Annotated in this window: 9 protein-coding genes; 5 read left to right on the top strand and 4 right to left on the bottom strand. The window is 67.9% G+C overall.

What is annotated here, in order from left to right; genetic code table 11:
• Positions 1-9: 9 nt before the first annotated feature.
• Positions 10-2,607: a glycosyl hydrolase 115 family protein gene (locus tag PGN12_07530; GenBank protein ID MEH3103743.1), complete on the bottom strand. Its 2,598-nt coding sequence runs from the start codon at positions 2,605-2,607 to the stop codon at positions 10-12.
• A gap of 317 nt (positions 2,608-2,924) precedes the next feature.
• Positions 2,925-6,071 (bottom strand): TonB-dependent receptor, encoded by a 3,147-nt coding sequence (locus tag PGN12_07535; protein MEH3103744.1) that lies wholly within the window; start codon positions 6,069-6,071, stop codon positions 2,925-2,927.
• A 515-nt stretch (positions 6,072-6,586) separates the two neighbouring features.
• Between PGN12_07535 and PGN12_07540 the strand changes: the two genes are divergently transcribed.
• Together PGN12_07540 and PGN12_07545 are read left to right on the top strand one after the other, a co-directional pair.
• The gene (locus PGN12_07540; GenBank protein ID MEH3103745.1) at positions 6,587-8,860 is read left to right on the top strand and encodes a TonB-dependent receptor; all 2,274 of its coding nucleotides are present in this window, start codon (positions 6,587-6,589) and stop codon (positions 8,858-8,860) included.
• A 68-nt stretch (positions 8,861-8,928) separates the two neighbouring features.
• Positions 8,929-9,675, top strand: coding sequence for an SDR family NAD(P)-dependent oxidoreductase (locus PGN12_07545; GenBank protein MEH3103746.1), 747 nt, complete (start codon positions 8,929-8,931; stop codon positions 9,673-9,675).
• A gap of 4 nt (positions 9,676-9,679) precedes the next feature.
• Here PGN12_07545 and PGN12_07550 read toward each other — a convergent pair whose 3' ends face one another.
• Entirely contained in the window at positions 9,680-10,732 is a 1,053-nt protein-coding gene (locus PGN12_07550) for a spore coat protein U domain-containing protein (protein MEH3103747.1), read from the bottom strand.
• Positions 10,733-10,779: 47 nt separating this feature from the next.
• Positions 10,780-11,400: a hypothetical protein gene (locus PGN12_07555; GenBank protein ID MEH3103748.1), complete on the bottom strand. Its 621-nt coding sequence runs from the start codon at positions 11,398-11,400 to the stop codon at positions 10,780-10,782.
• A gap of 128 nt (positions 11,401-11,528) precedes the next feature.
• Here PGN12_07555 and PGN12_07560 point away from each other — a divergent pair, with 128 nt between their 5' ends.
• From PGN12_07560 to PGN12_07570, 3 genes are read left to right on the top strand one after another with little or no spacing between them, the layout of a single operon-like run.
• Positions 11,529-12,161 carry a response regulator transcription factor gene (locus tag PGN12_07560; GenBank protein ID MEH3103749.1) on the top strand — a complete coding sequence of 211 codons (633 nt, stop codon included), beginning with the start codon at positions 11,529-11,531 and terminating at the stop codon, positions 12,159-12,161.
• Complete coding sequence (locus PGN12_07565; protein ID MEH3103750.1) at positions 12,158-14,227, top strand: ATP-binding protein; 2,070 nt, start codon at positions 12,158-12,160, stop codon at positions 14,225-14,227. Before PGN12_07560 ends, PGN12_07565 begins: the two co-directional genes overlap by 4 nt.
• Positions 14,224-14,592 carry a response regulator gene (locus PGN12_07570; protein MEH3103751.1) on the top strand — a complete coding sequence of 123 codons (369 nt, stop codon included), beginning with the start codon at positions 14,224-14,226 and terminating at the stop codon, positions 14,590-14,592. Before PGN12_07565 ends, PGN12_07570 begins: the two co-directional genes overlap by 4 nt.
• Positions 14,593-14,600 lie beyond the last annotated feature (8 nt).

A 14,600-nucleotide genomic window follows, 5' to 3' on the forward strand; every position in this document is an offset into this window, starting at 1 on the left:
CGGTTGGCGCTACGTCGTGGCGAGCGTCACGCGTTCGAGCACGACATTGTCATCGATGCGCGAGACGCGGATCGTGTGCCGGCCGGCGCGCACCGGACCCATTTTCGCCGTTAGTTTCACGACGTTGTCGCGCACTGCTTCCGCCCACGCCTGTTTGGCGGGCGTGTCCTGCGCGCCGCCGGTCGCCTCCAGTCGCGCCTGAAGCAGTTGCGTGGGGCCGTTGTTCAGCGCGACCGCGACGCGGACGCCCTTTCCACCGGTCGTGTCGAGCGTCGGTGCGAGGTACAAAGTGACCTCCGCGACGCCCGCGCTTTCGAGAATCACGTCATAATCCAGTGACATCTGATCCTCCGCGCGCGTCGCGGCGCGGCCTTGCGGAAGCGCGACCATCGCGCCGCGGGTCTTGCCGAGGTGCGGGATCGTGGTCCAGCGTACGCCGCGCGCGGGGCGGGCGCGGCTGAACGCGGTGGCTTCCACGGACACCATGCCCTTCGGCGCGCGCGTGGGCGCGGCGAAGCGCGGCTGGATATTTCGTTTGGAATCAGGCGTGTCGGCGGCGACGCGGGTGATGCTGGGCATGGATTGCTGCGTCGGATCGTTCCAGGTGACGTAGCTCATATGGACCTGCGCCATCATGCCGTCCCACTTGCCGCCGTTGATTTCGTGGTATTCTTTCGTCAGCTCGGCGTCGCGGCGGAAGGTCGCCTCGACCTGATCGGCGAAGTAATTGGCGCGCGCATCGTTGCTGCGGGTCAGCCGCTCGTTCCACGCCGCGGCGTAAAATAGCCGGTACAAATTGGCCATGGCGGCGACCGGGTGCTCGACAAGCTGGAAAAAAGCGTCGCGGGATGCAGCCGGTAACGCCGCGCGCACGGCGAGCATCCGCCGCTCCAGATCGTCCCATTCGGCAACGATCGCGCCGAACGCGCCGCCGTCGAGTTCGGTCGCGGTCACGCCGCCGAGCGGGAAGCTGTTCTGGTCGATCAGCTCCGGCTTTCGCCGCGCGGCATAGCGGCTGTAGTCGGTGACGATCGCGCCGATCGCCGCGGCCTGTGCCGCGCCGAAGGTCGCCGCCGCCCAGTCGCGCGGATAGGCGGCGAGCGCCTGCGGGGTCATCGCCTCCGGGTTCCACGCCATCTTCAGGAAGAAGCCGAGCGGATATTCCATCGGCTTGATATCGCCGACGTTGACGATCCACATGTTGCGGACCCCGCTGGCGTAGGCGAGGTCCATCTGCTGCCAGACCTTTTCGATCTGGTTGGTGTTGATCCATTTGTAGTTGCGCGGCACGCCGACGTAATCGAAATGATAATAGATGCCGTAGCCACCCTTTCGCGGCGCGGCGCCGGCCTCGGGAAGCCGGCGGATCTGTCCCCAATTGTCGTCCGAGAAGAGCAAGGTGACGTCGTCGGGCACCTTCATGCCCTTGTCGTAATAATCCTGGACTTCCTTGTAGAGCGCCCAGACCTGCGGTGTCTCGCTGGCGGGGCGGTGCGTGACCTCGGCGATGATCGCGCGCTGATCCGCGACGACGCGTTCGAGCAATTCGGTCGCGGTGCCCTCCGCCATCGCCTCGTCGCCGTCGCCGCGCATCCCGACGGTGACGACCGACTCATAGCCCTTGCCGTCGCCCTTCGCCATCATCCGCTCGATCCCGCCGCGCCAGAAGGCGCGCAGGTTGGCGGTGTTCTTCGTATAGTCCCATGCGCCGCCGCGCGTCGGGTCTTCCTTGTGACGGTGCCATTCGGCCTGTGCGCGCAGCATCGGTTCGTGGTGCGAATTGCCCATCACCACGCCCATCGCGTCCGCCAGCACCATGCTCTTTGGATCGTCGTCGGCGAACGCCTTGCCCCACATCGCAGGCCACAGGTAATTGCCCTTCATGCGCAGCAGCAGTTCGAAGACGTGCGCGTACATCGCCGAATTCACGCCGCCGAACTTCTTCGTCGCCCAGCCCTTCAGGCACGGATCCTCATCGTTGATGAAGAAGCCGCGGTAGCGGACCTTCGGCTGGTCGCGGTACGATCCGGCGGGGAACAGCACCTCCGTGCGGCGCGCGACCGGCACGTCGGCGAACCAGTGCCACGGCGAGACGCCGATCCGTTCCGACACGTCGTAGCTGCCGAACACCGCGCCGCGGCGGTCGGCGCCGACGATCACCAGCGCACGCGGCACGTTCGGCCACGGGCGGTCGACGACGATCTGACGGAACGCTTCCCATTCGCCGCGCAGGTCGGCGGCGGCGATCTTGCCGGCGGCGACGAGCGCGTCGATCGCCTTGCTCTGGCCGAGCACGCCGATGAGGATGACCGGTCCGCGTGCGCCATCGATTTGCTGGCGTACCGGTTTCACGCGGGTGCCGGCGACGCGGGCGAGGTCGGTAGCGAGGCTGGCGGCGACGCGCTGCACCGCGGTGTCCGCGTCGCGGTCGACGATGATCGTGGCGGCGCGGCCGCTTTGGATCAGCGGGAAAGCGGTGCGGGGATCGGGTTCTTGCATGGCCTGACCTGCCGCGGCGAGGCGGGCGGGAGTGGTTGCCAGCATTGCACCAAAGGCGGCGGTGCCGAGCATCGCGCGCCGTGAAACCGCATCGTCGATCGCGCTCATGATGGGATATTCCTTATTGGTCGTGCCGGTTCATCTTCGTCATGCCGGGCTCGTCCCGGCATTCACCGTTCCGCAAACACGCCGCCGTTACGTTCGCGGCGCAGTGGACCCCGGAACAGGTCCGGGGTGACGACTGAAGGCGAGACCCACACCAGAGTGTGATCCATCCAGGCTGAAGCGTCACCCCGGCGAAGGCCGGGGCCCAGTTGGGGGACGCTGATGATGTAGGTCGCGCCTTATTTCACAGGCCTTCCCAACTGGGCCCCGGCCTTCGCCGGGGTGACGATGGGAAATGGTTCAAGCTGGGTGGACCAACTCTAGAACGTCCCACGCAGGCCGATCAGGAACTGGCGGCCGGGCTTGTATTGCGTGAAGGTCGCGTTCTCGAACTGGAAGTAGGAGCGCAGCGTGGCGTCGGTGAAGTTGGCGATGTTGACCGTCAACTGCGGCGCGCCCGGGATGCCGAGCAGCTTGTCGAGATCGAACGCCGACGAGAAGTCGTAGGTGGTATAGTCCGTCCCGTACAGCGCCGCCGCCGGAATGCCGTTCTGCGCCAGGCCGCTGTTCTGCGACCCCTGCCGCGAGGTCGTCGCGACGCGGAGCATGATGCCGTTCTTCTCGTAATAGCCGGTGATGTTGTAGGTGAACGGCGAAACGCCGAACGCCACCGCCGGGCCGTCGCTGCGCTGGTCGACGACCGTGGCATTGGCGTTGAAGCCGAAGCCGGTCACGCCGATCATCCGCGTCAGGAAGTCGAGCGGCTGCACCCACTGGAATTCGAGGCCGTTGATCGTCAGCTTGTTGGGCACGTTGACCTGCGACGTGACCTGCACCTGCGCCGCGGTCGGCCCGCCGCGCGAATCCAGCGCGATCCGCTGCGTCGGGTTCAGCGTGTCGTAGGTGATGCCATATTGCGCGAGGTTCGAGAACGGCACCGTGTTGATCGCGGTGGTGGTGAACCCCTCGATCGACTTGCGGAAGGCGTTGAAGCTGACCACGCCCTCGCGCCCGGTGTAATATTCGAAGCCGAGGTCGAGGTTGGTCGACAGATAGGGCGCGAGCGCCGGATTGCCGATCGACGCCTGATCCGCCGAGGGCGCGCTGAAGTTGACGCCCGGCAGCTGCGCCGAGGGATCGGGGCGCGTCATCGTCCGCGAACCCGCGACGCGGACCACCGCATGTTCGCCGATGTCATAGGCGAAGGTCGCCGCGGGCAGCCACTTCGAATAGACGTTGCGCGTGTCGGCGATGGTGACGATGTTCGGATAGCGGCTGCCGTCGGGCAGGCTCGCACCGCTTTCCGTGGTGTTGCGCGGATCGGGGACCGAGACGCGGCCCGAGATCGTCTGGATCGTGTTGACCCAGCGCACGCCGACGTTGAACCGCAGCATGTTGTCGCCGAGTTCCTGTGCGCCGCTGACCGTGGCGAACAGGCCCTTGTTGACCTCACGGATGTAACCGCCGCTCGCGCCCGTCGTCGACGAACCGCTCTCGGCGGCATTGTCGTGATAGAAATCGTAATTGGTCGCGGCGGCGAAGGCCGGGAAGTCGACCGTCACGAAGCCCGCCGGGCCGGGGCGCAGGTAGCTGGGCGCGGCGCTGTTCGGGACCAGCGAGCCGCCATAGGTGAGCGGGCCGGTGACGCCGGTGCTGAAGCCGGTGCCGAGTCCCGGATAGGTCGGATAGCCGGCCGGGGCCGCGCCGGGCGCGTTCAGCCCCTCGCACGGCGGCTGGCTGTTCGGCGACGGCACGAACGCGCTGGGATTGTTGCCGCAGACCGCATTCTGCCATTGCTGCGAGGCGTCGAAGCTCCTGATCCGGCGCGAAACATCGTCATACGAGCCGCCGACGCGCAGGTTAAGCGACTTGTCGCCCCACATCAGGTCGCCACGGAAGCCCTTGTTCTCATTGACGCGACGTTCGTCGTTCACGCCGACGCGGCTGCCGGTGTACCAGCCGAAATTGTTGGGATCGTTGAGATCGAGCCCGCTGGTGATCGTCGGGATGCCACCGTCGCTGGAGAAAGTGACGGTGTTGCCGACGCCGAGCGGCGTGGTCATGCCGACGGTCGGATTCTCGCGGTGGAAGGTCGAGCGCGCGTAATTGCCCTGCAGCGTCAGCTTGAGGCGATCCGAAATCTCCCACTCGCCGCCCGGATTGACGCTGACCAGCTTGGTGGTTTCGGTATAGGGGCGGTATTCGTTGAAGAACTGCACGTTGGCGAAGGTGCCGCCGGTGACGGTGCAGCCCGCGCTGCAATCCGACTTGTCGAAGGTCAGGTTGGTCGGGATGATCGCGCCGTTGCGGACGATCCACGCCATGTTCTCGCGGATCAGCTCGTTCTTCTTATAGCCGTACAGGCCGTCGATGTAGAAATGCAGCGTGTCGGTCGGCTGCCATTCCGCGCTGACGATCGCGTTGAAGCGATCACGTGGGCCGCGGATGCTGGTCGAGCGGCCGAGCCGCGGGAGCAGGCCGTTGTCGATCTGCTGGATCGTCGCGCCGGGATTGTTGGCGAGCAGGAAGGCGCGGTCGATCGTCGTGCCGGCGACCAGCCCGGCGCCCGCGCCGACCGGCACCGTTGCCGGGATCGTCCAGTTGCCGCCGCCGGTGCTGTTGCAGCCCGAGGTCGCGCCGCACTGCGCGGCGGACAGCGCCGGATTGGTGTAGCCGATCGTCTCGAACCCGCGCGTGTCGGTGAACAGCCGCTGCGCCGACACGCCGGCGAGGATGCCGAACGTCTCGCTGCGCCAGCTGCCGATCAGCGAGCCGCGCGCGCCGATCCGGTCCTCGGGCGACTGCTTCGTGCCCTGGACGTTATAGGCGACGAACCCGGTCTGGCGATCGAACGGGCGCGCCGAGCGCAGATCGATGTTACCGGCCGCGCCGCCTTCGAGCAGGTCGGCGGTGTAGCTCTTGTTGACGGTCAGCTTGGTGAACAGGTCGGTCGGGAAGAAGCTGAGGTCGACCGATCGATCGGTGCCCTGCGCGTCGGTCGACCCCGACGAGGCGACCGCGATCGTCGCGCCGTTCAGCGTGACGTTGGTGAAATTCGAACCGAGCCCGCGGATCGCGACGTTGGTGCCTTCGCCGGTGACGTCGCGGCTGATCGTGATGCCGGGGACGCGGTTGAACGATTCGGCGATGTTGGTGTCGGGGAACTTGCCGATATCCTCGGCGAAGATCGAATCGGTGAAGCCGGTCGAGGCGCGCTTCGCATCGGTCGACTTGGCGAGCGACGAGCGGTAGCCGGTGACGACGATGTCCTCGGCGATCGTGCCCTGCGTGGCGTCGGTCTGCGGCAGCGGCGGGGTGGCGGGGCCATTGTCCTGACCATCGGCCGGGGCCGTGGTGGCGGTGGGGGGCAGCGCCTGAGCGGTGGCGGTGGTCGACGACATGGCGCCGAGGACGGTGGCGCTCAGAAGGAGCGCGCGCGTGGCGCGAGCGAAGCGACGGCTGTTCATCTTGTTCAATCCTCTCCCTCGACGCCTCCTCTTCGGGAGCGCGCCGCAGTCATCCCACGTCGGTTCCGGGATCGCTCGTCAGCGGCGACGGGCCGGAGGCACCGTCACCGACCGAGTCTTTACCCCGTTGGTGATAGCGCTAACTTCTTATGGTATGTCTTACCTGTCAACCGCTTTTTGGCCTGACATGTGTTGCGAAGTGGCGGTGACACATCTCGGCAAGCGCGGCAGCGATTGCGTGGGATGGGTGATCGAGCGGGCCGGCTAAGTTGCTCTAACAAAGATGAAATGTCGGCGTAACATGTTATTTTGCGGGTCGGGATCGGCGTGCCGTACGGGACCGATCGGGCGCGGCCTTGCACCTGCATGGAGGTTGAGATCGCTAACAGAACGGTGGCCTGACCAGTGGATGCGGTCGCGATCCCCAACGTGGGTAATCGAGACGGACTGCGCCTGACAACTGATATTGATTTGCATTACCTGAAGGCGTAACTGGCCCGCAAAAGGGGGCCATGATGAAGCCGATTGCCTGTTTGATCTATACTGCCGCGCTGGCGGCCGCGACGCCCGGCCGCGCCCAACAGGTGCAGGACGCACTACCCGACGACATCATCGTCACTGGCGAGAAGTCGAACCGCACGCTTCAGCAGACCGCCACCAGCGTCGCGGTCACCACGCCGGAGCGGATAGGTCAGGAGAACATACTGACGGTGCAGGATATCTACGATCGCACCGCCAATGTCTCCGCGACCTATGGCGCGTCGGGGTTCACGATCCGCGGCATCAACAACCAGGGCGTGGGCGCGGGCGGCAATGCCGACACCGCAACCGTCTATGTCGATGGCGCACCGATCCCGCGGCAGGCGCTGTTCGGCGGCCCGACCGACCTGTGGGACGTGGAACAGGTCGAGGTGCTGCGCGGGCCGCAATCGACCATCCAGGGGCTCAACGCGCTGGCAGGCGCCGTGGTGCTGACCACGCGCGACGCATCGGTCTCGGACTATGGCGCGGATGCACGCGTGCTGTGGACCAATCGCAACGAGCGCACCTTTTCCGCGGCGGCGGGCGGGCCGTTGATCCGCGACGAACTGGGCGTCCGCGTTTCGGCGGAGCGGCGGGCCGATCGCGGGCTGATCCGCAACGTCACGCGCGGCGGCTATGACGACACGCTCGCGCTGCTCAACCTGCGCGGCAAGCTCCACTGGACGCCGCGGGCCTTGCCCGGGCTCGACCTGCGCGCGAGCTACAATCGCGTGCGCCGCGACGGCGGCTATCTGTTCGAATATACCAACCTGACGACGCCGGACTTCTACGATCATCGCCAGTCGACCAACGACCAGCGCAACCGCGGCTACATCCGCTCCGACATCGCGGTGCTGAACATCGGATACGAGATCGCACCGCGGCTGCGCCTGTCGAGCGTGACATCGTTCAACCGCACCGCGACCTTGGCGCTCGCCGATGGCGACGGCACCGCCGCCGACGTGCAATATATCGACAACGACAGCCGTTACCGGACGTGGACGCAGGAGATGCGGCTCAATTTCGATGGCGAGCGGCTGAGCGGGCTGGCGGGCGCGTGGGTGTACCGGCGCTCCGGCGCGCTCGCCGCCGACAGCCGGGTGAATATCGCTACGCCGGTGGCGACGATCACGCAATTGCTGCAAGGTGGCGGCGTCCCTGCGGCGACGGCGCGGCAGATCGCGACACTTTATGCGAGCGCATTGCCGCAGATTCCCGTCCTCTACCTTTCCGACCAGCCGATGCTGGTGCGCAACGCCGCGCTGTTCGGTGATGCGCGGCTGCGCGTGACCGACCGCCTCTCGCTGCTCGGCGGCTTCCGCTACGATCACGAGGACAATCTTTATGGCGCCGAGACGGTCGCCACGTTCAACGGCACCTTGCCGGCCCCGACCGACTTCGGCGCCGCCGGAACGGCGCTGAACGGCGCGGTGACGGCGATCAATCGCGGCGTGCTCGCGCTCGTCGCGCAGGCGGCGTCGGCGCGCGCGGACAATGCACGGCGCTTCGATGCCTTCCTGCCCAAGGCCGGGATCAGCATGGAATGGACGCCCGACCTGACCACCAGCTTCACCGTGCAGCGCGCGTATCGATCGGGCGGGTCGAGCCAGAACATCGCCCGCGCGCGCCTCGTCGCCTATGATCCCGAATATAGCTGGAACTACGAAGGCGCGTTGCGCTCTCGGTGGCTGGACGGGCGGCTGACGGTCAATGCCAATCTCTTCTACGTCGATTGGCGCAACCAGCAGACCAACGCCTTCTTCGGGTTGAACGCCTACGACTATAACACCGTCAATGCCGGCAAGTCGCATCTGTACGGCGGCGAGGTCGAGGTGCAGGGGCGCGTCGACCGGCATGTCGATGCCTATTTCTCGGCCGGGCACGTGCGCACCCGCTTCGACCGCTTCGACCTGCCGGCGGGCGCCACCAGCACCATCGAACTGGCGGGATCGCAATTCCCCTATGCGCCGCGCTGGACGCTGTCGGGCGGGGTCAACGCGCGGGCCGGCGCGATCACCGGCAACGTCAACGCCAATTACCGCAGCGGGGTCTATACCGACGTGGGCACGACGCAGGGCCAGAACCGCCTGCCGGGCCGGACGGTGGTGAACGCGCGGATCGGCTATGACGCCGGGCGCTGGACGGTGTTCGCCTTCGCGCGCAACCTGCTGGACGCCGAATATCTGCAATATCGCGGCCCGGATGGCCGGCGTGGCATCGTCGGCGACCCGCAGACGTTGGGGGCGGGGCTGGAAATGCATCTGTGATCGTTGCAGATCGCGCGCCGTGCCCCTCGCCGCCGGCCAAAGCGGCGAGGCCGATGGGAGACTGACGAATGAAGACGGCGATGGTGACGGGTGCCACATCGGGGATCGGACAGGCGACGACGCGGGCGCTGGCCGGTGCGGGTTGGCAGGTGATCGCCACCGGACGGCGCGCCGACCGGCTGGCCGCGCTGGCGGCGGAATGCGGCGAGCAGGTGCACACCGCCGCGTTCGACGTCCGCGACGAAGCGGCACGCGATGCCGCGCTCGACGCCGTGCCGGAGCGATTTCGCGACATCGACCTGCTCGTCAACAATGCCGGGCTCGCGCTCGGCACCGCGCCGGCGCAGCAGGCCGACCTGTCGCAATGGCGGACGATGATCGACACCAACGTCACCGCGCTCGTGTCGGTGACGCACAAATTGCTGCCCGGGCTGATCGCGCGCAAGGGCGGGATCGTCAACATCGCGTCGGTCGCGGGCAGCTACCCCTATCCCGGCGGCAACGTCTATGGCGGCACCAAGGCGTTCGTGCAGCAATTCACGCTCAACCTCCGGTCTGACCTGCACGGCACCGGGGTTCGGGTCAGTGCGATCGATCCGGGGATGGTCGAAACCGAATTCACGCTGGTGCGGACCGGCGGCGATCGCGACGCGTCCGACACGCTTTATGCCGGCGCGACGCCGATGACCGCCGAGGATATCGCCGCCACCGTGTTGTGGATCGCGACGCTGCCGCCGCATCTGAATATCAACCGGCTGGAATTGATGCCGGTCAGTCAGTCGTTCGCGGGCTTTCAGGTCGCGCGCGGCGGCTGAGCGACTAACGCACCGTGACCGGAAAGGAGAAATCGAGCGTTGCGCCCGCGGGGACGCGACCGCGCGGGCGGAAGCGGATCGCATTGGCCTGCGTGGCGGTGGGGCCGGGCACGTACGTCCAGGTAAGCCCCTGATCGGCGGAGAAGTCGACGTCGTCGTTCGCGCTCGCCGGCCCGTCGTAGGTGAGCGCGACCGCGCTGCCGGACGGGGCCATCGCGAAGGCGACCACCGCGGCGGAGGTGCCGTCGCCGTCGAGCGCGAGCGTCTGGCGTGGCGCGATCGGGGTGACGACGGTGACGTTGCTCTCGGTCGCGACGATATCGGGGTTGTTGACTTGCACGGTGACCCGGCGCTTGCCGCCCGGTACGGCCTTGGGGAAGGTGGCGGCGTTTACCGGGTCCCAGGTCGTGCGGCTGGTCGTGGTGATGACCAGCTTGCGCGCGGCGACCGTCAGCGTGATATCGACGATCGTGGTGGCGCTGTCCTTGTCCAGCGCGAGGATGCACGCGCCGAGCGCGCCGATCCCCTGACAGATGTACCAGTCCCATTTGATCGTCACGCGATCGGTATAGACGCCCTCCGGCAAGGCGGCGGTGGCGGCGGGGCGGACGAAGAACGGAAGATCGGCCGCGGTGCCGCCGAGCAGCCCGAGCACGTTGAGCAGATCGCCCTGCATGTAATCCACCGTCCCGTTCTGCGCGATCGGAACATTGTTGTTCGGGTCGGCGGACAGGGCGTAGGCGAGGGAGGGTGTGCCCGCGGCGGTGGGAAGGAGCCTGAGCGCGTTACGGCTCTGGAAGGTCGCTTTGATATAATTTCCGCTCAACACCTTGAGCAACCCGGGCGAGCAGGTGAGCCCGGCGCGGCTGCGGAGGGCAGGCACCGCTCCGGCGGCGACCGCTGCGGGGGAGTAGCTGCCGAGATCAGTCGCGGTCAGCGCGGTGGCGGTGCAGGCGGCGGCCATCGCCGGGGTCGCGCCGAGCGCACCGACGACCGCCAGCAGTGCGACGAGCAGCGCACGCAACGTCGATGGTAAAGACACAATGGCGCGGGACATGTCGCTCTCAGGCCGATCGGTAACGCGCGTGCCTACGGTATGAGTGGCTAAAATCCTGTAAAGGAGGCGCGGTCGAGCGTGGCGAGGGCGTGCGCGGTGGCGCGCCGGGTCGCAGCGGTGGGTGCCCGTCCACCCTCCGCGACGCGCAGCCAATGTCGGCCGAGCGCCACGAAGCCGAGCGTCCCGGCGAGGCCGGCGATGCGATGCGCTTCGGCGGCGAGCAGCGCCGGGTCGTCGGAGGCGCCGATCGCCACCTCCAGCGCGTGGCGCAGCCCGCGCAGCAGCCCGGCGACCGGCGCGATCCCGAACGTGTCGCCGAGCCGGTCGATGGTCGCCAGCCGCGCGGCATGGCTCCATTCGGCGACGACGCCGGGCAGGCTCGCAGCAAGGTCGCGATCGTCGATGGCGGCGACATAGCCACGCGCCGCCCAATCGGTGCGCGCGATCCAGGCGGCGGGGGCCAGCGCGAGCACCGGTGCCTCGGTGGCGAGCGGCGACCATGTCAGATCGGCAACGGCCGGATGATCGGCGGCGTGGAGCACGATGTCGTCCGCCCCCGCCGCCGCCACCACAGGCGTGGAGCAGGATCGATGCGGCCAGCCATGCTGTATCGCGATCGTGCGCGCGGCAGCGATCGTATCCGAATTAGGGTTAATCAGCACGATCATTCTGCGCTATGTTACTCTATTTGCTCGACTTTGGTAATAATTGACACTGGACAGCGTGACGGGCGACCACGATCTTCGATAGCGATAACAGCTGCACATACAGGGGTATGGAAGAAGACGGTCGCAGGTTGGGAGGGCGCGCGCTGGTCGCCGACGATCATCCGCTGACCCGCGAAGGTCTGGCGATGGCGGCACGCGCCGCGCTGCCCGGTGTGTCGGTCATGGCGGCCGGGTCGATCGCGGAAGCACGCACGCTGGCCGAGCGCGCACCGTTGCGGATGATCCTGCTCGACTTCAACCTTCCCGATGCGCGGGGCTTTTCCGGGCTGCTGACCCTGCAGATGCACGCGCCCGCCACACCGATCGTGGTGGTGACCGCCAGCGAGGAGCCGCGGCTGGTGGAGGCGGCGCGCGCGGTCGGCGCGGCAGGCTATCTGTACAAGAGCCTGCCGCTCGACGATCTGGCGGAGCGGTTGCGGCGCGTCGATGGCGGGCAGCAGGTCTTCCCGTCGACCGCGGCGACCGAAGCCCCCGTGCTGGACGACCTGCTGGCGCGGCTGGCGACGCTGTCCAATGCGCAGCGGGCGGTGCTGCTCGCGCTGGCGGACGGGCATTCGAACAAGCAGATCGCGCGCGACCTCGGCGTAACCGAGGCGACGATCAAGGCGCATCTGACTGCGATCTTCCGCAAGCTGGGGGTCAGCAATCGCGCGCAGGCGCTGCTGGCGGCGCAGCCGTTGATCGGTCGTGCGGATTCGTGAGCGAGGCGGCGCTGCCCGTCCCGCCGCTGCTCCCGCCGTCGCGGTGGCGCTTCTTCCTGATCGCGACGCTGATGCCGTTGCTGCTGGCGGCGTTGATCGGCTGGACCGGCATCGAATACCGCCGCGCGGTCGACGCACAATCCGCCGCGGCGCGCTCGTTCGCGCGCGAGCGGACGCTGTTGCTGTTGCTGTCGGCGCTGAAGGATGCGGAGACGGCGCAGCGCGGGCTGTTGCTGACCGGGGACCGGGCGTTCCTCGCGCCTTATGCCCCGGCACGCGCGCAGGTCGAGCGGCTGCTGGCCGACGCCGGGGCGATCGATCGCGTGCTGCGCCCGCTGATCGCCGCCAAGTTCGCCGAGCTGGACGACACGATCGCGCTGTTCGAGGCCGGGAACGTCGCAGCGATGCGGCGCGAGGTCGCGTCGGGACGCGGCAAGCGCATCATGGATCAGCTGCGCGACGTGGTGACCGATGCCAGCGCGGCCGAGCGGGCGCGGACCGCCGAACGTTCCGCATCGTTCAGGGCGCATCGCGACGACAGTTACCGGCTACTGGAGGTAACGGGCGCGCTGGTGAGCCTGCTGCTGCTGGGGTTCATGCTGGCGTGGTGGCGCTCGCAATCCGATCGCCACGAGGCGGCGCGCGCCGTGCACGAAGCGGCGCTGCGCAATGCCGCGATCCTCGCGAGCACCACCGATACGCTGCTGATCGTCGATCGCGCCGGCACGATCGAGACGATCAACGCCGCCGGCTACGATCTGCTGGGCTATACCACCGCCGACCTGACGGACCGCGACCTGTCGGCGATCCTTCCCTCCCGCGCGGGCGAGGACGAATGGCGCACCGCGATCGGCGCCGGCCGCGACGTCTTGCCGGCTCGTGCCGCGCGGCGACGCGACGGTAGCGAGGTGATCGTCGATGTCGCGATCGGGGTGATGCATGGCGTGGACGGCGACCGGTTCGTGCTGTCGTTGCGCGATGCGTCGGATCGGCTGCGGATCGCCCGCGCCAAGGACGAGCTGATCTCGACCGTCAGCCACGAACTGCGCACGCCGCTGACATCGGTGGTCGGCTCGCTGGCGCTGCTGCGCGCCGGCAGCGCGGGCGCGTGGCCGGCGCAGGCGGGGCGGCTGGTCGATATCGCCGACAACAATGCGCGGCGATTGATCCGGCTGGTCAACGACATCCTCGACATCGACCGGATCGAGAACGGTCAGTTGACGATCGCGCGGACGCCGCTCGACCTGCGCACGATCATCGCGCAGGCCACACTCGACAATGAGGGGCTGGCGCGGCGGCATGAGGTGAGCCTGGTCGACGTACCCGCGCCTGCGCCGGTGCTGGTCGCGGGCGATGCCGGGCGGTTGCTGCAGGTGGTCACCAACCTGTTGTCGAACGCGATCCATGCTTCTGTCGCCGGCGGGACGGTCACGCTACGAACCGAAATGGTCGCGGGTCGGGCGCGGATCAGCGTCGACGATCATGGCGGCGGGGTGCCCGACGACCTGCGATCACGGCTGTTCGAACGCTTCCAGTCGGCGCGCGGGTCGGGCGGGACCGGGCTGGGGCTGGCGATCGCACGCGAGATCGTGCGGCGGCTGGACGGTACGATCTGGTTCGAGGATCGGGCGGGCGGCGGGACGCGCTTCGCCTTCGATCTGCCGCTGCTTCCCGCCGTTGGCGACGCGACGGCGGGCGCGGCGGCGCTGCCGGTCATCCTCCATGTCGATGATGACCATGACCTGTGCGAGACGATGACGCTGGCGTTCCGGGGCAGCGCCGGGATGGTGTGCGCCGACAGCATCGACGCGGCACGCGCGCTGGTGCAGGCGCAGCCGCCGCAGCTGGCGCTGCTCGATACGCAATCGATCGATATGGCGACGCTGCTTCCCGCTTTGATCGACCGCAGCGGCCGAGCGATCCCGGTCGTGATCCTGTCCGGCGCAGCGGTAGCGCCCGACGTCGCGCGCCATGCGGCGGCGGTGCTCGTCAAGGGGCGGCACGGCGTGACCACGGTGGTCGAGACGATCCGGCGGCTGTTGCGCGACCGCGAGGCGCGGCGATGACCGGTGCGCTGCACCTGCTGTTCGTCGACGACGATCCGGACATACGGACGATCGTGACGCTGGCATTGGGGCTGGACCCGACGATCGCGGTGGTGGCGATCGACAACGCGGATGCGGCACTGACGGCGCTTGCCGATGCGCGGTTCGATGCGGCGCTGCTCGACGTGTCGATGCCGGGAATGGACGGGCCGGCGTTGCTGGGCGCGTTGCGGGAGATCGTGCCGGGACTGCCGGTGATCTTCATGACCGCGCATAGCCGCGCGCATGAGCTGGTCGCGCTGTACGCGGCGGGCGCGCAGGGGGTGATCGTCAAGCCGTTCGAGCCGCTGACGCTGGCGACCGAGGTGCGCGCGCTGCTGTCGTGAGCGGCGGA

Origin of the sequence: Sphingomonas phyllosphaerae, assembly GCA_036946405.1 — a bacterium.
GTDB lineage: Bacteria > Pseudomonadota > Alphaproteobacteria > Sphingomonadales > Sphingomonadaceae > Sphingomonas > Sphingomonas phyllosphaerae_D.